Source organism: Paenibacillus daejeonensis DSM 15491 (assembly GCF_000378385.1).
GTDB lineage: Bacteria > Bacillota > Bacilli > Paenibacillales > Paenibacillaceae > Paenibacillus_D > Paenibacillus_D daejeonensis.
Genome location: NZ_KB899661.1, coordinates 241,950 through 261,221 on the forward strand (window position 1 = coordinate 241,950; position 19,272 = coordinate 261,221).

General features: G+C 52.9%; 13 protein-coding genes. 10 read left to right on the forward strand and 3 right to left on the reverse strand.

Annotated elements, in window-relative coordinates:
- Positions 1–100: 100 nt before the first annotated feature.
- On the forward strand, positions 101–523 hold the full coding sequence (locus tag F556_RS0112205; RefSeq protein ID WP_020617243.1) for a GNAT family N-acetyltransferase: 423 nt from the start codon (positions 101–103) through the stop codon (positions 521–523).
- 243 nt (positions 524–766) lie between these two features.
- Here the strand turns inward: F556_RS0112205 and F556_RS0112210 are convergent, their stop codons facing one another.
- From F556_RS0112210 to F556_RS0112220, 3 genes are all read right to left on the reverse strand, one after another.
- Entirely contained in the window at positions 767–1,957 is a 1,191-nt protein-coding gene (locus F556_RS0112210) for an MFS transporter (RefSeq protein WP_020617244.1), read from the reverse strand.
- Positions 1,958–2,169: 212 nt separating this feature from the next.
- Positions 2,170–3,186, reverse strand: coding sequence for an SDR family oxidoreductase (locus tag F556_RS0112215; RefSeq protein WP_020617245.1), 1,017 nt, complete (start codon positions 3,184–3,186; stop codon positions 2,170–2,172).
- A 42-nt stretch (positions 3,187–3,228) separates the two neighbouring features.
- Positions 3,229–3,714, reverse strand: coding sequence for a GyrI-like domain-containing protein (locus F556_RS0112220; protein ID WP_020617246.1), 486 nt, complete (start codon positions 3,712–3,714; stop codon positions 3,229–3,231).
- Positions 3,715–3,818: 104 nt separating this feature from the next.
- On the opposite strand from F556_RS0112220, the gene F556_RS0112225 reads away from it, so the two are divergent.
- The 9 genes from F556_RS0112225 to F556_RS0112270 all read left to right on the forward strand — a co-directional run bounded on the left by F556_RS0112225 (position 3,819) and on the right by F556_RS0112270 (position 19,228).
- Positions 3,819–4,271: a DUF4385 domain-containing protein gene (locus tag F556_RS0112225; protein WP_020617247.1), complete on the forward strand. Its 453-nt coding sequence runs from the start codon at positions 3,819–3,821 to the stop codon at positions 4,269–4,271.
- Between the two features lie 171 nt (positions 4,272–4,442).
- Positions 4,443–5,219 carry a class I SAM-dependent methyltransferase gene (locus F556_RS0112230; protein ID WP_020617248.1) on the forward strand — a complete coding sequence of 259 codons (777 nt, stop codon included), beginning with the start codon at positions 4,443–4,445 and terminating at the stop codon, positions 5,217–5,219.
- 43 nt (positions 5,220–5,262) lie between these two features.
- Positions 5,263–5,406, forward strand: a complete 144-nt coding sequence (locus F556_RS37730; protein ID WP_020617249.1) for a hypothetical protein — start codon at positions 5,263–5,265, stop codon at positions 5,404–5,406.
- A 495-nt stretch (positions 5,407–5,901) separates the two neighbouring features.
- Entirely contained in the window at positions 5,902–6,810 is a 909-nt protein-coding gene (locus F556_RS36215; protein ID WP_020617250.1) for a copper amine oxidase N-terminal domain-containing protein, read from the forward strand.
- 1,031 nt (positions 6,811–7,841) lie between these two features.
- Positions 7,842–13,367: a PKD domain-containing protein gene (locus F556_RS0112250; protein WP_157272723.1), complete on the forward strand. Its 5,526-nt coding sequence runs from the start codon at positions 7,842–7,844 to the stop codon at positions 13,365–13,367.
- A gap of 378 nt (positions 13,368–13,745) precedes the next feature.
- Positions 13,746–14,918 (forward strand): ROK family transcriptional regulator, encoded by a 1,173-nt coding sequence (locus F556_RS0112255; protein ID WP_020617253.1) that lies wholly within the window; start codon positions 13,746–13,748, stop codon positions 14,916–14,918.
- Positions 14,919–14,966: 48 nt separating this feature from the next.
- Complete coding sequence (locus F556_RS0112260; protein ID WP_020617254.1) at positions 14,967–15,977, forward strand: ROK family protein; 1,011 nt, start codon at positions 14,967–14,969, stop codon at positions 15,975–15,977.
- A gap of 139 nt (positions 15,978–16,116) precedes the next feature.
- The gene (locus tag F556_RS0112265; RefSeq protein ID WP_157272724.1) at positions 16,117–18,171 is read left to right on the forward strand and encodes a glucosidase family protein; all 2,055 of its coding nucleotides are present in this window, start codon (positions 16,117–16,119) and stop codon (positions 18,169–18,171) included.
- Between the two features lie 139 nt (positions 18,172–18,310).
- Complete coding sequence (locus F556_RS0112270) at positions 18,311–19,228, forward strand: aldo/keto reductase (protein WP_020617256.1); 918 nt, start codon at positions 18,311–18,313, stop codon at positions 19,226–19,228.
- Positions 19,229–19,272 lie beyond the last annotated feature (44 nt).

Below are 19,272 nucleotides of genomic sequence, written 5' to 3' on the forward strand. Positions count from 1 at the left end.
CTTTAGCGAAAGGGAACTGGACAAACTTTCATAGTAGAGAAATCCGCTGGATTTTGGTATGTTGGTACAACACACAGAACTAGCAAAAGGAGAGACAGCAATGGAAATTAGACGTGTAACCAATCAGGCGCAGCTGGAGGCGGCGTTTCGCATACGTATAGAGGTGTTTGTAGAGGAGCAGGGCGTGCCGCAGGAGGACGAGTTGGACCAGTACGAGGAAGAAGCCGAGCACATTCTCGTCTATGAAGGCGAGGAGCCAGTCGGCACGGCACGTCTGCGGCAGGTCGAAGGCGTAGCCAAGCTGGAGCGAATCTGTCTGCTCCCCGCCTACCGCGCGTCTGGCTATGGCCGCCAAATCATTGCCGAATTAGAGCGCATCGCGAGCGAAAAAGGCTGGACCAAAGCCAAGCTTCACGCCCAGGAGCAAGCCAAAGGCTTTTACGCCAAGCTGGGCTATGAGCCGGCCTCCGACGTGTTTATGGAGGATGGCATCCCGCATCTAATCATGGTTAAAACACTGTAGCGCGGCATCCTCGCAGGAGGCTTGCTAGCCACCTTGTCCGTTCAAGCTCAAGGCTAGTTGACAGGCCATCGGGTTCCGAAGAGACAATCATCAAACAATCCTACAAAGTGGAGCCTTTTCTTCGAAGCTTAGCCTGGACCTTTGTGGGGGCCATAAAAAGCAGACGGCCCCGCGGCCGCCTGCTCCCCTACCCTGCGACCCCCCGCCTCTAAGGCGAGGTGAGGCGCAGGGCTTTTTTTACCACTATTGGTTCAACACTCTCCGAGCAACCACCATGTACATGACGAGATATACCGCGCACATTACAGCTACAAAGCCGAATCCACCAAACACATCCGCACGTCCCGCCCAATAGCCGAATCCTAGCCCGGACAGCATCACGGCTGCGTGCTCTCCAAGCGAATGGAACGAACCCAGCGTCGCCCGCATCGCGGGGTCGGCCCGGTGCTGCATGTAGCCGGACACCAGCGGTTCGAGGAAGCCCGACGCTAGGCAGATCAGCGCAATAGCCGCCAATCCGCTGATGCCCTGCCCTGCCGCCAACCAGGCAAACCCGGTAACCATCAGAGCAAGCACCCCGCCAAGCAGCATCCGGTACGTCACCTTGCCCTTCAACAGGTAGGCGAGTAAGCTGCCTGGCAGACGAAGCGCGTAGATTCCGGCAGAGACCAGCCCGAAGTACAGTACAGGAATACCCACCCGGTCGAGATACAGCTGCCAGAACTCATCAATGAAATTCACTGCAGCACCAATAATCATCGCAGATAACAAGACGAGACATAGCTGTGGCTGCCGTCGAAAAAAGCGCAGCGATGCCACAACATAGGCCCGAATGGGCATCGGCGCCTCTTCCGGTTCTTCCCCTCCTATTGCCCTTGGCGGCTCCCGGAGCAGGCAAGCGAAGAGCAGAGCCAAAGCGGCAGCTGTCAGCGACAGCCAATAATTGAACGTAAAACCGTATAAGCTCGCCAGCACACTTCCGCTGAGCGCGGCAATGACCGTGGCGGTGATGTCCAAGGCATGCAGACGGCCGACATGCCGCTCGTAATGCCGCTCTCTCCCTTGGGCAAGCAGCGACTCATACAGCATGGCCTGTTCGGCACCACTGCTGGCTGAGCGTCCGATCCCGGCGAGCAGCACCACCACCGCGAAATGCCAGAAGTTCTCCGCGAACACCAGCAGCAGAAATTCGGCACAGCCCAGTATACCAGCCAGCAGCAGCAGACGCCACCTTCCCCACCGGTCGGCCGCGATACCGGAGGGCAGCTCACAGAGGATCACCGTGGCGGCAAAGATGATCTCCGTATAGATGACCATCTGAATTGTCATTCCCCGCTCTTCCCAGTACAGACGCTCAATAACATAGGCAGGGATCAGACTGGAGAAAAAGCGCATCGCGTAAAGCCAATAGAGATTATAAGCGTAATTGTACATGGTTCGTCTCCCTCATCATGAGATTAGAATGTGAATTCTCTCTCATGCCCCGGGAGGCGGACGTGCACGTCGATGGACGCTTTCTTAGCTAGGTGGTCTGGCAAAGGTCATGCTCGTTCCTCCTCTATCGCTTCTTCTCTAGACTATGCCGCAGATGGCAGACCTACCTGCTCAATTAAATCGATGGCCCGTCTGCAGACCATCTCAGTGAGCTACCCTTTAACCATTTTGACTGCGGCTTCCATCGCCTGAACGACTCGATCACACCATTCGTCGAACTCCGGATCCTCCCGCTGCAGCTCTGGATTCGCCAAGATGTGGGACACGGTCTCGCGGATACCCTGGTCCAAGCGCGTCGTCGCCACGAAATCCGGCACAAGCCGCTTCAGCTTGCTGTTGTCGAAGACGACCGTATTCGCCTTGTCGCCCAGCAGACCGCCCTTGAAGTCATAGTCGCTGCTTGCATCGAGGAAGGCTGACGGGACATGAAGCGCATGGAGCTCCACTCCCAGCGCATCTGCGATGATTTGATAGATTTGATTCCAGGTAACCGATTCGTCGGAGGTAATGTGCACCGATTCCCCGATGGCGTGGATGTTGCCCATCAGTCCGATGAAGCCTTTGGCGAAGTCGCGGTTATGTGTCATCGTCCACAGGGATGTACCGTCGCCGTGGATGATGACCGGTTTGCCGGCCAACATGCGGCGGGCCACCTGCCAGGAACCGTTTGACCCATGGACGCCAAGCGGAATGGAACGCTCGTCATACGTGTGGCTCGGCCGCACGATGGTTACCGGAAACCCATGGTCGCGATACTGCTTCATCAAATAGTCCTCACAAGCAATCTTGTTACGCGAATATTCCCAGTAAGGATTGGATAATGGCGTGCCTTCGGTAATCCGGTAGTCGGAGAGCGGCGTCTGGTAGGCCGAGGCCGAGCTGATGAAAATGAACTGCTTGGTCTTGTCCTTGAACAGCCGATAGTTACGCTCCACATGCTCCGGTACGAAGGAGATGAAATCCGCCACCACATCAAAGGACAGATCCTCGATAAGACTGGCGATCTGCGCCTCGTCCTTAATATCTCCTTCTAGGGTACGCACGCCTTCCGGAAGCTTCGTATTGCGGTTGCCCCGATTGAGTACGTAGAGCTCACATCCCTGCTCAGCCAGTTGTCTTGTAATTGCGGCACTGATCGTGCCAGTTCCTCCTATAAATAGCGCTTTCATGAAAGCCACCTCCATTGAATTGGATGAATTCTCAAAACTGTGTTAGAGCACGCTGACAGGCATCATAATAACAAATTCAGGCTGGTCCGTGTGCGAATTCTGCTCCATCGGATAGATCTCCAGATGCGTGACCTCGTCATCCGGCTGGCGCATCCCTTGGGTCTTCATATAATCCTCTACCAGTTGATAGGACTCGCCAATATCTTGTCCACTCACATGACGATACCTCACGTAATTCAGCTCCGGCAGCGCAATCGTCACCATGCCTTCCGGGATACTCTCCACTTGGGCTACCTCGACTAGCGCGTAGTGCGTCAGTCCATTATCTTCTTCGGGATAGGATAGTCCTAGCAGCTGCTCTGGATGGGTGCGGTGTGGGATCTCGTCCAGTCTCTCTTTTAATGCAGCCTGCAGATTACGAATCTCACCCTTGCCTGCTTGCGTAAACGTACCTTCCCAATGCAGGCCGATGGCCTGGAATGCCGGTTTCGTGGCAACTGTGACGCCGTTGTTCTTGCTTGATGACATAGGAATCGCCTCCATATCAGATGATCAGGTGGGTCTTGCCGAGTCGTTTGTGCCGCGCGTTCAACGGGTAAGGCTATACTAATCTGGATTGGGGGTCGTCCGACATGAAAAAGTTTGACTATGAGCTCGACTATGACAACTTGGATCTGCGCAAGCAGCCCGAGTTATACACCGTCGGCCGCGGGGAGCAAGGCGTGTTAATGGTCGAGCCCTACAAAAGCGAAATTCTGCCCCACTGGCGCTTCAAGACGCCCGAGATTGCCAAGGAATCGTCCGAGCGCATTTACGACATGTTTCTGGAGTACAAGGACGCGGAGGATTTTGTCGGGATGGACATGGCTCGCAAATTCCTCCAAATGGGCTACACCCGGGCCAGACGTTATACCAACCACAAGGGCGGCCGCAAATACTCCAAGAAGGATGGCTCCATCCTGCCTTATCAGAACGACCCGGTTAAGGCCGAGGCCGCAGCCATCTTTAAAGCCAAGTGGGAGCAAGCCAAAACGGATGAAACCTACATTAAGCTTAAGAAACGTCATCGGGAGTTGTATGAGTAAGTATCTTCTATATTACACGAGAGCGGCGCTTGGTGGAACATTACCCTTTTAAGAGTAAGTAAATTCAGGAACTGTCCATTTATAGTTAAAAACTATCAATTATATAAGTTATATATCTTATACAAATAAGAACGACAGGTCTATAATCAGTGTCAAAGGAGGGGAAGCGACATGACTCATTCGACTTCTACGAACCAATGGCAGGCCGACACGTATGATCACAAACTGGACTTTGTCTCACGGCTGGGGGATGGCATTCTCTCACTGTTGCAGCCACAGGCCGGCGAACGCATTCTTGATCTGGGGTGCGGCACAGGCGACCTGACTGCTGAGATTGCAGCAGCTGGTGCGGTGGCCGTGGGGATTGATTTATCGGCGGAGATGATTGAAAGGGGCCGGAGCAAATATCCGCATCTGGACCTGAGCGTTCAGAATGCGTATACCTATCGGACGCAGGAGCCGTTTGATGCGGTGTTCTCCAATGCTGCGCTGCATTGGATGCGAGACGCCGGTACCGTCGCTGAGACCGTGGCGCTTGCCTTGCGTCCCGGCGGCCGCTTCGTCGCCGAGTTCGGTGGGCATGGCAATGTGGCGGCCTTGGTCGGCGCTACCGAGGCGGCGCTGGCAGCTCATGGCTATGACCCGGCCGGGCGGAACCCGTGGTATTTTCCCACGGTTGGGGAGTACGCCTCTCTGCTGGAGGCGCGCGGTTTCCGGGTGATGTGGGCCCAGGAACTGGACCGCCCCACCCCACTCAAGGGAGAGAGCGGCGTGCGTGACTGGCTGGACGTGCTGGCCGACGACTTCTTCCATGACGTCAGCGCCCCCGACAAAGCCTCGATCTACCAGATGGTCGAAGACCACCTGCGCCCGGCCATCTACGTAGATGGCCAGTGGGTGGCGGACTACCGCCGACTGCGGATCTGCGCGGTGAAGGTAGCAGAGTAGGCGGCTAGTTTGGTTTCGTTGGTAGGTGGCCAGGAGGTACGGCGTGGGGTTGGATTGGTTGGTGGTCAGGAGGTACGGCGTGGGGCTGGATTTGTTCGAAGGCGGATCAATGATGGGCTACGGGTTGGTGGCATTGGCGGGGAGATGCTGGATTTCATGGGCGGGGGCACAGCAAGTAAACGAATAAACTCGAAATTTCGATCTTATTGGCTGATTAATGATCAAATGTCTTAAATAGATATGAAATTTCATACTTATTGAGTGATTTTCATGCGAAACCGCTCATTTTATATGAAATTTCATACTTGTTGAATTGTTAATGTATGCTTAATCTCGATGTCACTCCTATCCCCACACTCTAGCGTTGTTCCAGGATTGTATAATTTTTCTTGCGAATCTCTGCCCGATCGCTTATAATCGAACCATAAATTGATTCGTGAACGGGAAGCACCCTTCAACAGCAATTGCTGTTTTGGGGTGTTTTTTTATGCGTATCCGACGTGAAAGAAGCTTGGTCGTGATACCAAGTATTATCAAGTATTTCTTAGTATAACCGGTAATTTGGATGAACCTAGCAGGTTTAGTATTCAGTTAGGGGGTTGGAGCGCCGATATTAGTAAAAAGATTAGGACTATGGAACTAACGATCTGCCCATATACTTTGAACCCTGGAGGGATTACACATGATGAAAAAACTGATGGTCACCGTACTTGCAGGAGCAATGATGATGACGATGGCCCCTGCCCCAACCACCCAAGCAAACTCAACAAAGATCGTACGTGCCGATATGCCACTGGAAGTGCTCTACAACGCGCGTAAGATCGTTTTCGATGTGAAGCCCAAAATGGTAAACGGCACTGTGCTCGTCCCGATCCGCTTTGTCTCGGATAAGCTGGGCGGTCAACTCACCGTCAATGGCAAAGACATTACCATTGTAAAAGGCAACCGAACGCTTAAGCTAACAATGAACTCTCGCGCGGCTTCTTTTAATGGAACAGCAGTCACGTTGAATCAGCCTGCTATGGTCGAACGAGGTAGAACGCTGGTCCCACTGAGAGCCGTCAGCGAAGGTTTGGGCACTCCAGTAGAATGGGATGGTGTGAACCAGTTTGTGTGGATTGGGCATAAGGAGATTCCGGATATTGCGGATGCGGTGCCTGCGGAAGACTTTAAGCCTTACTTACACTACTATAAGGGGTTTGAGCATCATGCATCGAAACGTGGTGAAACGATAGCTAACGCTCATGTGATTAAAGATAGCGATCTACCTATAAAAATTAGAAATTATAATATTTATCGATTGGATCTTGCTTATGATAATAAAGGGGATCAGTATCTTAGATTTTCTACTACATTCTTAGGTACGATAGGAATGCCGGTATTCGTTTTAGAAAAAGGGAACTTTGAAATACGCCAAGAAGGATCATTTCTAAGAGATACTTTTGATAATGATGTTAGAGTTCGTTATGTATCAATAAGCGCTTTAGCTTATGCGAAACAGAAAAAAGTAGACCTTAAGAAAGTAGACTTTTTTGCAGTACCAAGAGACTTAGATAATGCAGTATTATTTAAAAATAAATGGAGGTCCTAGATATGAAGTGGAAAAAGGGGCTTTCAATTATACTAGTAGCCGCTATATTGATAGGCTCAATAAGCACCTTTTTTATATGGCAGAAGAATGAAGTTAATGCTACAGAAATTAGTAATTCTCATGTTCAAACTGTGCGCGAAGGGATACTTTCTGGCACAACTTATTTACCTAATGAAAAATCGGTTAAAAGATATGCGGTCGGCTTTGCTTACATCGATATATGGAGTAATTCTTCGGGAGCATGGACAACCCATAGACCGGGGGCATCAGGAGTAAGGATAAGTAATCCATACACTTTTTCTTTTCCTGGGAGGTCAGTTAAGAATGTTTCGGTAAGAACTTTTAATTCTGCCGTCCCCATTCACGAGTATTATTTTTCTGAATCCAGAAAAAATGAAGATTATAGTTCATTTGAAATGCATTTTGGCACAAATGCAAGCAATCCAATAGTCTCAAATGAAGTAGGAAGAGGAACTTCTACTGTTAAATTTGATGTTATTATGACAGGAACTTTAAGAACAGACTCATCTGGGTATCCATACAATTTAAGGACGCAAGGAGGACATTGTACAAACTGCGCAGAACTTGTGCAAGGCCAACGCTACTACTTCCCCATCCTCTTCGAATTCGAACTAGACGCAAAAATCGAAATTCGGCATTTTACCACCAGCGGCCAGTCTTTGAACTCTGTGTTTGGGAATTCGGTCAATGAGATGGTGAGGGGCACGCGGTATCCATCTGCTCCACCAACCCATGATAATTACAACTACGTAGGTCACAAGAAGACAGACAGCGGTAAAGAAGACGTACTACAAGCGCAGCAGATTACACCAGGACAGGCCCATAGCTTTGTTTTTAATAATGATATGGAGAGGTACATTATAAATTATTACTATGAGACAGGCCCACCTACAGGTAGGTTTACTGCAACAGAAAAACATATGACCCGAGACGGTCGAAGCATACCTGAGATGCCTGACCCTCCAGTTAAAACATTAATTGAAGGAAGTCCATACAGTTTCACTCATAAAGTGCATCCAAATTATACATACATCGGACATAGTAAAACCACAACTGGAGCAACTCCTAACCTTAATGATCTTATTCGTGATCCCGCTAATCCGCCAAGCTTCACATTTAACGGGAATTATAACTATCAAGTCCATTTTTACTACGATCTCAAACCACCTATCACTAGCGGTGAAGGCAAAATTCTTGTCCGTCACTTGGTTCGAACACCGCCTAACACCACACGGACAATTGCTGAAGAAGAAACCATTCATGTGGCGAAACTGCCTGGCGAGCAAGCTGTCCGTGCGAAGTCCACCCATGGCAGGGTTACAGCGGGCCAATTTTCGTACACGGGATTCCCCACATCGGCGGTTTCAGGAAGAGATAGCTTTACCCTAGCTCTTACTTCAAGCCGTGATACCGGTTATGTTGTCTTCTTCTACGATAAAGAGCAGACCGGTCCGCCTGGGCTTTCCGTGGACTTTGATATTGAAAAACCAACGATGTATTTTGGTGATCAAAACACATTTACGCCGAGAATCGCGGTTACAGGTGCAGGCTGTCGCTACAACGACCATACATTCACATTTACTCAGGGGACCATTACCTCGTTCCCACAGCGTTCGAATGGCATGGCACAGCACGCTATTCTCGTTCCGCCGTACGATGGTATGGGATTAGGCACCATCATGGCGCATCTTACCGTCACGACCTCATGTGGTCTTACCGAAACAGTAAGCAAACCCGTCCAAGTCATTAGCGATCCAACGAACCGCCCTCCTGTCTTCAACATCGGTTGGTTCAAACAGAACAACCTGCATGGTTGGGAACCGGATGCCCACATGGTGTTACGGGGAGAACGCGTCAATCTTCGGGTCATCGTTAATCCGCTGCCACCTGAATTTGGGGGCATGCCCTACGATCCGGACGGAGATGAGATCAGCTACTTCTGGAACTTTGGCGAGAGCCCAAGTGAATGGATCAAGGGTCTGCCAGGAGATTATGGACTGGATGCTACGCAGATGGGTTTTACGAACCTTCTGACAACCGAGGTCGGTACCCACACGATAACGGCCATGGCCGTCGATAGCAGAGGAGCGAGCGCAAGCCGGACAGCGACGATTCAAGTCATTTCCCCCGAACCGACGCCGATTATCACGGTGCCTACACGTGTCGTTCAGAATCGCCCGATACCGGAGAATGGCATTAACGGGGATCAAAGTTACGCAGCACCAGGTCGAACGATCCGTGATTATCATTGGACCAACAAACGAGATGTGTATCCGAATGTTGGTGTCGAGACCGTTGAACTTGAGGTTACCGATAACCTCGGGGTGCGAAATATTCCAGAGATGAAGGATATCAAACACATCAATGTCGTGCCGGATTTGCCGCCTATTGCTCGTCTCGAGTTGCCGGAGCGTGCCTTACGGGAAGGCTTTGAGATCACCAATACTTCTGAGAGTCCAGATGGCGATATTATCGTACGCAGCACCATTCGTTACCGGTATGATTCCAACAATGATGGACGGTTTGATGACGAACCTGCACATCCCTTTGTCTTAGCCGTCGGTGAATCAAGGACTTTCAAACCCTTAAAAGTCGGCAATTATCGATTCGATATTGAAGTTGAAGAGGACTGGGGTCTCAAACACAACGACTCTTTCTACTTGGAAGTCGTCAATGAGACACCTGAAGTGGGCTTCTCTCTGAAAGGCGAAAACCCAGAACCGCCTCAATTCGATGTGACAAATGAGAACACGCTTCTAATGGTACTCGGGGACAGTTGGGAAGGATCTACGTTATCTACGCCGAATCTGAACCTGTTTAGTGACCTTAATCTGACTTTCAATACGTTCAGACAGTCATTTACGGCGAACTATGCCAGAAATCCATACATCTCTCCACCAAGCAATGCAGTGGTGCGTACGGAAAGTGAACGGTTGGATGGATATCACGCAATCCGAAAAAATCATAGTGAATATGTAACTGATCCAACCATCATACGGTCCGGCACTTTAGGCGAGAAAAACCTCCCATTTATCCATGGACGCGTGCCGTACCAAAGAATGTCGGGTACGATTGCTGATTATGGAACGGGGAAATTACGTCCGAGCACTGGCGCATACTGGGTGGACCAACTCCTTGGGAATGAAGTAACAGCTGATAGTGTTTCTTCATTTTCAAGAATATATCTTGCGCATGATATTAAAGGAGGTTCTTTTGCTTACAAGTGCTTGAACAGGATAGATAGACAAGAAGAATACACAACTTACTATGCGTACGATTGTGAAATCACTCGTACCGATCAATATGGAGATGTGAGCTGGACCTATACAGCTCCAAGGCCAACTACTTCAGAACGAGATGAGAACCCCTACTCATTAGCGCTCTTAAAAGATGGATTCAATGGAATTACGGGCGGGAAAATACAGATCAGTAGTGATGGGACGAAGATTGGCTTTAGCGAGAGATGGGATGCTAGTAATTGGAGTACTTCTCTTAGATGGTTTGATATTGAAACATTAGAACCTGTGAATTCAAGTGTCCACCCCTACTACTTTGAGAGAGATACGACATCCGGCTCAAATATGGAAATGAGTTGGAACACCGTGACCCAGACTCTCTTTGAAGATGAGGACGTCAAAGTAACCTCCCATCGTAGGCAAGAAAACCGAGGATCGTATCCATACTATGACAGATCCATAAAACAACATCTGAGTTTTGTTAATAAACATACGGGCACTGAGTCAAGGTACGATATATACACCAATAAATCTCAGTACGAATATAGTTCTGGCACATCATGTAGTGTTTCTGGAGGATACATTGCACAACAAAATGATTTCACGGACGTCACCTTTGCAGTATCAAGAGACGGAATTATCTATGTGGTCGAGACGTTTAACAAAATCCACGTCTTGGACAAGCATGGAAACAAAATCAAGGATGTCCAGACACTTAATAAAACACCAAGATATAATTACACTTGCGATCATGGTAATGTCAATCAAGAAAAATTCACTATATTCCAATTAGGTTTTACGGCTGACGGTCATTTCATCTTAAAACTGGCGGAAGAGTACAACAGATCACAAGCATATGGTGGTACAAGCGGCTCCTATACCAACGTCTATACGTACACCATTGAACAGGCTATGCCTTTGCGGCCGTATGGCTCCAATGAAATTGGCCAAGTGCTCAAAAAAGATACGACGATTCAGAATGCGGACTATACATTCGATGTTCGTCAGAGCCTAGTCAATCCGCTAGCAAATAATCCATCGGGGTTGAATTTCCGGGCACAGAACCATCGCAATATGTACCGCCTGGAAATCTCGGATCGGGTGATGGCCCTATCCAAGATTGTCAACGGGCAACGGACCCAACTCGGAGTGGCGCCAATTACGCTTAATCGAGATGAGTTCACGACCGTCAAGGTCTCCACCCGAGGGGACAGAATCAGGGTACGGTACAAGGGATTCCCACTATTTGAAGTAACCGATAGCACCTTCGAGGAAGGCACATACGGCTTCTTCATGAACGCCTATGGCTCCAACTTCCGAAACCTGGTCATTGGGGTCCCGATTGAGGCCAACAACGAACTGGATAATATCGGGCTTGCCGGGGAGAAGCTGAACTACACGGTCACGTTCGAGGATGTGGAGAAGGATAGCCGGATTGAGGCGGATGACCAATGGACGTATGTGCATACGGATCCCAACAAGTTTTTGAATAGTGGAGATGGGTTGTCCGGTCTGTCCAGTCATCATGAGAAGACCTACGCCACGCCGCGCGAGAGTCTGGATAAGGTCGGCGTCTACTCCATCTCTTATTCAGCCAAAGATGATCCAACGCCGGAAGGGTACAAGCATCCGGATCCAACCTTTGCATCCTACATTCAGCGGGCGGACGAATACACGCAATATGTCACCATTCACCGCCGTCCGATCGCTCGGTTTACTGTGAGGCAGTCGGCGGATTATCTGGTGACTTATACGGATACGAGCTATGATCCTGACCGCTATCTGCTGAATGGGACCTGCTCCCGTGAAGATACAGGTATCAACTACTGTCAAACGCGAGGCATTACAAGCTACACCTATGAGTATATCGACCCGAAAGGGGAAAAATTCGATGGGCAGCTCCGTCGCCCAAGCTATGCAGGCCTGTATACGCTGCGCCTGAGCGTTCGGGACGAGTATGGCGCATGGTCGGACTGGTACGAGCAGGAGCTTTTCCTGGATGCTGACCCCCCGAACACACCGCCGGTTCCAGGCTTTACGCAGACCCATACAAACACCTTCCGCGGGGTAGAGATTACCTTCAACTCTACTGCCCATGATGCGGAAGATGGAGCGCGCGAGAATCTGAAGCACTGGTACTATATCCAGAGCGATCAGCCTGGAGCTACAGAGGCTCTGGCCAGTACCTCTCGAACCAGTTGGACAAAAAGCTTCAACTCCCTGGGCCGGTTCTACATCCGGCAAGTGGTTGAAGATTCAGGCGGTCTGAGAGCGACGATTCAGCACACCGTCAACATCGTGAATGCTCCGCCAACGACGAATGTGACGAACCCGTCGAGTACCAATCAGAACAACCCGACCGTGCTGACGGAGTTGCGACCGAACTTTACCTGGAATTATCACGATGTGGATGGCGATCCGCAGACAAGATACCAGCTGCGCATCTATAGGTATGGCGGCGTGTCACAGCATGTCTCGGCTGAGGTGATCAGCAGCAATAAGCACTATGTGCCGACCGTCGATTTGCCTGAAGTGGTAAACATGTATGTAGAGGTCCGCGCCCACGATGGCCAGGTATGGGGAGAATGGAGCGCGCCGAAGTTCTTCCGCATTGTTACGAACCGGCCACCGGTGGCCGAGTTTGACTGGCAGCCCAAGCCGGTATATGAAGGCGACCGCTTGCGGTTGATTGATCAATCGTCGGATCCCGATGGCGACCGGCTCACGCACCGATGGCAGATCCGGCGTCCGAACGGCACGCTGTTCACGTCGACCCTTGCCTCTCCAGAAATGGCCAGCGTAGCGCCGGGAGCTTACACAGCGACCCTGACCGTGTCGGATGGCACGGAGTCGGCAACGGTGACCAAGACCATCACGGTCCTGCCGCTCACAATTACGGGCGAGGTGCATCACACATCGCTCTGGCTGGACAAGCACAAAGAAGCCGGTCATGAAACGACGACAGCGCCCAAAGATTTCTATGCCGGAGAGATCTTCGTCCTCCAGGCCGTAACCTCCCCTGCCCCTGTGCAGAGCGTCACGGCGGTGTTGGATACACAAGGCTTGAACAATCGCCGGCTGCTCACTTCAACCAACTTGACTCGAATCGGTACGACCCAGCGCTACACCGCCGAGCTGCATGACGAACGCTGGAGCTCGCTCACAGAGGGACTGCCCAAGGGGCTTCAGCGTATTCGGTTCACAGTGCAGTATACGAACGGTGTCGTCAAAACGACCGAGGTGCCGGTGCGCATCTTGGGAAGTGTTCTCGACAGTGTTGGTGTTCATCGCAAACACTGATTACACGCAAAAAATATAACTCAAAAAGATAGTCCTTCTACCCGGCCCCTAGTGCCGGGTTTTTCCCTTGGACTCTTTTCTTGACGAACAACTAATCATCCCCCTATAATTAGTTAGGAAGGTTTACTAACTTATTATCTTGCTAAATTAAATAAATATCGGTTGAAGAGTGCCGGAAAGGCACGGAATCGAATCTGGTCAACACTTTCTGGAAGAAAGCGACTTCGGAAGCATAAGCTGCGAAGCGTTCGCCTGAAAGCTTTTCGCAGAAAAGCTGGCTTCGGAAGCATATGCTGTCCAGGACAACAGCGATCGGAAGATCGATCCGTGACTGTAGGCTTCTATTTCAACTTTTATTCTCATGAAAGGAGGCCTCCCATGAAGGAATCCAACGGCAATCCGCAGCTGATCCGCAGCATTAACGAACGGCGCATCCTGGAGCTCACCAGCACGCACACTTCGCTCTCGCGGGCGGAGATCAGCCGGCTCACCGGACTGAGCAAGCCCACCGTGTCCGCAGCCGTCAAAAATCTGCTGGAGCTCGGTTTAGTCGAAGAGATTGGCCAGGGCGAGGCCGGACCGGGCCGCAAGCCAACGCTGGTGCAATTCTCAGCCTCCTATCGCCACATACTGGGCATTCAGTTAGGAGCTGACCGCATCCGTGTTGTGCTTACCGACCTGCAGGCTCAGCCGCTTGTCTCCGGCGAGCTGAGCATGAGGCATAATGCCGACAACCCTGAAGAGCTGCTCCAGGCGATCCGCAGCCAAGCGGAACACCTCCTGGCAGAGGCGGGAATCGACTGGGAGCATGTCGGGTACGCCGCGTTCGCCATTCCTGGCGTGGTCAGTGCGACCGGCGATGTTACCATGCTCGCTCCTCACCTCCAGGGGTGCGAATCCGGGCTTAGCCAAGCCTCTCTCGCGGCGCGTTTCCCTTGCCCGGTCCTGACGGACAATGATGTCAATTTGGCGGCTCTGGCGGAATTCGCAGCTAACAACCAAGGCTCAGAGGAGGTTTTTGCCTTTCTATTCTTGGACAGCGGGGTCGGCGCGGGAATTATGATTGGCGGTCGCTTGCTCCGTGGGTTGGGCGGCGCGGCCGGGGAACTCGGTGATATGCGATTAGCGGACGGCAGCCGACTGGAAGAGAAGCTGTCCGAGCAGGCGCTGCTGGACCGTGCACGAGCAACTCTGGCATCTTCCAGCGAGCCCTCTCTGTTGGGACAAGCAGACAGCCTGTCGCTAACTACGCTGTTCGACGCGGCGAGAGCCGGGGACGGAACGGCTTGTCAGGCGCTGGACGGCTACGTGGAAGAGCTAACCGCAGCGGTGCATAATCTGACCGCTCTCCTCGCTCCAGAGCGCATTGTGCTGGGCGGCCGAGTCGGCGAGGATCCGCTGCTCCTGCATGCACTGGGTGCCATGCTGTTCAATCTGCGCAGCGCACCTCCGCAGATGGTAAGCGCCACCCTGGGGAGCGAGTCCGTGCTGACTGGTGCGGTACAGACTGCGATAGCTGCCACCATGACGCAGATTCAAGAGTCGTTATGACTGCCCACACCTGACCACACAACAACCTGACTGATTGGAGGTACATTCATGCTGCATGCCCCGCTATACGCCGGCGTAGACATCGGCGGAACCAAGACATTAATGATGCTCGCCGGTGCGGACGGCGTCATCCTCTCGGAGTGGAGGACCACATCGGACGTGGAGACCGAACCGGAGACATTCTTTGCGGCGATTCTGGGCTCGCTAAGAGCCGAAGCCTCTCGATTGGGCCACGACCCGAACGCGATTCAAGGGATCGGCTTCGGATTCCCGGGGGTCATCGGTCCCCAAGGGATCTTAACGCATGCCCCCGCCTTCCCTTGGCGGGAAGCAGCGGTAGCTGAGATCCTGCGCAAGCAATTCGACGGAGCCATCTACCTGGATAACGATGTGAATGCTGCAGCGCTCGGTGAGCAGTGGCAAGGCGCCGCCCGTGGCATTCAGGATTTTCTGATGGTGACGGTAGGCACGGGCATCGGCGGTGCACTGTTTCTGGACGGACGGATCTATCGTGGCGCAGGCGCCGCAGCCGGGGAGCTCGGATACAGCGTCCTGGCCGCCCCCGTGACACAGCCAGCCCATTCAGCCAGCCCAGCAAGCAGCGCGCCTGGAGCGCCAGCCGACGGCAACGCCTTCGGCCAGTTTGAGGACATGGCCTCGGGCAGCGGGATTGGCCGACTTGCCCGTGAGTATCTTGCCCAGCTCCCGAATCAAGGCCGGACGTCCCGGATAGCTCAGCTGGCCGGGAACGACCCCGCCGCGGTGGATGCGCGTCATGTGCTGACTGCTGCCGGGCAGGACGATCCCGAAGCCCTGCAGGTGCTGCAGCAGCCGCTGGACTACATGGCCATCGGTGTAGCCAACGCCGTTTCACTGCTTAATCCGGCCATGGTCGTCATTGGCGGCGGTGTCGCCGACTCGGGAGAATGGTACGTTACGCAGATTCGCGAACGGGTGAAGAAACTGACGCCCATCGAAACCAAGATCGCCCGTGCGACCCTCGGCAACCGGGCAGGTGCGATGGGCGCATTGGCCGGTGTGCTTCCCCGGCCAGAATAGACAAACAGAACTGAACGAATTACGAATGCTCTACTGTTCTCCGACCTCTCCAACTGGCACCTTCATCGAATGGATGCCCGTTTAAACGAGGCGAAGCGCACGTGCCTCACGAATTCAATTTAGAATGGAGCTGCTGAAGATGACGACAATCACAACCCCACGCGGGCATCACATCGAGACCGAAGCCTATTGGTACAGCATCCTGAATTACGATGTGTCCAACCGCCGTCTGCTCGCACAATTCGACGGAAATGGCGGCATTTCCAAATATTCCGTAGCCGGCGAATGGCAGCTGCTCACCGAGCGCGAATGGTTCACGGCTTGGTCCGTGAATGGCCGCCGTCTCCCAGCCAAGCACCGCAAGAACGTTCGCGTACTGGGCCGTGCCATGGAGATTGATTTTAAGTCCGAGCAAGAGCTGGATGGCGTTGCCGTCACGGCCGAACAATATTGCGATGATCTCAATAATGCCATCTATTTACGGTTCCATTTTGCCAACCACGGCACTCAGCCTGCGCGCCTCTTGCTGCGTCAAGGGATGCAGTGGGAGCTGAAGAGCTATATGGCGGCCATGGTCGCCAAGCAAGGAACCTATACCGAAGCGCCAATGCAAGACACCTGGCATAATGACAACACCGGCTGGGAAGCTGTCTTCGGCGACTCGTACCGTGTGCATCTGACGTCCAGCCACTCCCCTTCGCGCATCGAGCAGGATGGCTCGCGCATGGTGCTGGATTATCCCGATGAGATCACTCCCGGCCAGGAGATCGTGATGACCATTGCAGTCTCCGGCGGTCTGGAGCCGCTGCCCCTTGCTGAGCTTAGCACTGGCGCCGACGCGGCTTGGGAAGCAGCACAGCAATACCAGCAATGGCTGACAGCCTTCAGCGCTCCCGGACATGACAAGCTGGATGCGATAATGGCTGCCTGTCTCAACGTCTCCCACTCGATGTACAAGGAAAGCGGCGGCAAATTCGCAGCCTTCTATGCGGGCGTCAACTACCAAAGCCCTTCCCGGACCTACTTCCGTGACGGTTACTGGACGGTATTGCCGCTGCTCCCGTTCAAGCCGGATTGGGTGCGCAACGAGATCGTCACGCTGGCACAGGGAATCGGCGAAGACGGCTCTTGTCCGAGTGCTGTCATCTACAATGTGCTGCGTGACGAGTATGAGCAATTTTGGCCGGATCATTACGACTCGCCGTCCTTCTTCATCATGATGCTGCACGATTATCTGGCTTGGTCTCACGATATCTCCCTGCTTCAGGAAGTCGTGAATGGTTGCACCATTCTCGAGCTGACCGAGCGCTGCATGACCAAGATGAACGATCTGATCGATCAGGAGCTGCAGCTGATGGTCAAGCCGGACAACCGTCGCGACTGGTGTGACAATGTCGTCCGTCAAGGGGCTGTCGCTTATGCAGCGATGCTGCACTTGCGTGCCCGCGCGTGCTATGGCGAGCTCCAGGTATTCGCTGGCAACTGGGCGCAGGCAAGCTCGGAGAAGCAGGCTTGGGACGGCGATACGGCAGCTCTGACACGCAGCCTGCGCGAGCGGCTGTGGGATGATGCTGTAGGTTACCGCAACTACGACAATATCGGCGGCGAGGATGCCTTGGAGGACAACATCTCCGTTGAGCAGGCGCTTGCCCCTGCTTTTGGCATCGGTGAGGAAGCGGACCAGCAGCGCGTGCTGGATCTAATCACCTCACGTCTGGAAACTCGCAACAACCCGGATCAGCCGCACGGCGACTGGGGCGTTATGACGGTGTTCCCGCAATACACGCACATTCAGCATCTGGTCGAAAAATCCTCCTACCCGTTCCGCTACCACAACGGCAGCGACTGGCCATACTGGAGCGGCGTACTCGCGATGGCGAAGCTCCGCCTGCGCCGGGACGATTGGGAGTACCCGCTTACCCGCTGGTTCACGTACGGCCTGGAGCGTCAATGGCTGACGCCGGTGGAGTATTTCGATCCCGTGTACGGCAAAGGCTCCGATCTCCAGGGCTGGAGCGGTATGCCCGCAGCAGCCGTGCTCCTCGGCGGTCTTGGGCTGACGCCACCGCTTAATGGCGAGCTCACGCCGGAAGCGCCGCTATGGGGCGATACGACAGTACGGGGCATCCGCTACCGTGGCGACAGCTACACCTACGCTGCAACAGGCGATCAAGTGACCTTTACAAAAGAATAGGCTTGCCCCGGCAAGCTGTACAGGCGGTCTGCTCCTTCGTGGGGGCGGGCCGCTTTTTTCCTATTGCAACGGGAATGCTGTATAATGAACGGTAGCACGACGAAAATTGACCTGATACATATAAGGAGGCTATATATTCATGAGAACGATTGCATTGGGAAGCAGCTCGCTGCAAGTGCCTGTGGTCGCTGTAGGCTGCATGCGCATTAACGGCTTGGACAAGCAGGAGGCCGAGCGCTTCGTGCAGACCTCGCTGGAGGCGGGCGCCAACTTTTTTGACCATGCGGACATTTATGGGGGCGGAACCTGCGAAGAAATCTTCGCAGATGCCGTGCAGATGAGTCCTGCCGTACGTGAAAAGCTGATTCTGCAATCCAAATGCGGCATTCGCAAAGGCATGTTCGATTTCTCCAAGGAGCATATTCTGAGTTCTGTGGATGCCATCCTGCAGCGCCTGCGTACCGACTACCTGGATGTTCTGCTGCTGCATCGTCCAGACACACTGGTGGAACCAGAAGAAGTCGCCGCGGCCTTCGACCAGTTGGAGAGCTCCGGCAAGGTCCGCCACTTCGGTGTCTCTAACCAGAACCCGAACCAAATCCAATTGCTCAAGAAATACGTCAAACAGCCGCTTGTCGCCAATCAGCTGCAATTGAGCATTACCAACACGACCATGATCGACCAGGGCTTCAACGTGAATATGGAAAATGAAGCGGCCGTGAACCGCGATGGCAGCATTCTCGACTTCTGCCGTCTGCATGACATCACGATTCAGCCGTGGTCGCCGTTCCAATATGGCTTCTTCGAGGGCGTATTCCTGGGTAGCGACAAGTTCCCTGAGCTGAACAAACAAATCGACGAAGTTGCCGAAGCGCACGGCGTAAGCAACACAACGATCGCCATCGCTTGGCTGCTCCGTCACCCGGCTGGCATGCAGCCGGTCACCGGGACGATGAACATTGAGCGTCTGCTGGACTGCTGCCGAGCTGCCGATGTACAGTTAAGCCGCGAAGAGTGGTACGCTATCTACCGCGCTGCAGGCAATATTCTGCCTTAAGGGATTTAACTGCACTTTGCACATCCCAACACACGCAATGCACA

Coding starts and splice junctions, on each gene's coding strand:
- F556_RS0112255 (WP_020617253.1), top strand. CDS start 13,746: ATGAAGGAATCCAACGGCAATCCGCAGCTGATCCGCAGCATTAACGAA.
- F556_RS0112220 (WP_020617246.1), bottom strand. CDS start 3,714: ATGTCATCAAGCAAGAACAACGGCGTCACAGTTGCCACGAAACCGGCA.
- F556_RS0112210 (WP_020617244.1), bottom strand. CDS start 1,957: ATGTACAATTACGCTTATAATCTCTATTGGCTTTACGCGATGCGCTTT.
- F556_RS0112260 (WP_020617254.1), top strand. CDS start 14,967: ATGCTGCATGCCCCGCTATACGCCGGCGTAGACATCGGCGGAACCAAG.
- F556_RS0112225 (WP_020617247.1), top strand. CDS start 3,819: ATGAAAAAGTTTGACTATGAGCTCGACTATGACAACTTGGATCTGCGC.
- F556_RS0112265 (WP_157272724.1), top strand. CDS start 16,117: ATGACGACAATCACAACCCCACGCGGGCATCACATCGAGACCGAAGCC.
- F556_RS36215 (WP_020617250.1), top strand. CDS start 5,902: ATGATGAAAAAACTGATGGTCACCGTACTTGCAGGAGCAATGATGATG.
- F556_RS0112270 (WP_020617256.1), top strand. CDS start 18,311: ATGAGAACGATTGCATTGGGAAGCAGCTCGCTGCAAGTGCCTGTGGTC.
- F556_RS0112215 (WP_020617245.1), bottom strand. CDS start 3,186: ATGAAAGCGCTATTTATAGGAGGAACTGGCACGATCAGTGCCGCAATT.
- F556_RS0112205 (WP_020617243.1), top strand. CDS start 101: ATGGAAATTAGACGTGTAACCAATCAGGCGCAGCTGGAGGCGGCGTTT.
- F556_RS0112230 (WP_020617248.1), top strand. CDS start 4,443: ATGACTCATTCGACTTCTACGAACCAATGGCAGGCCGACACGTATGAT.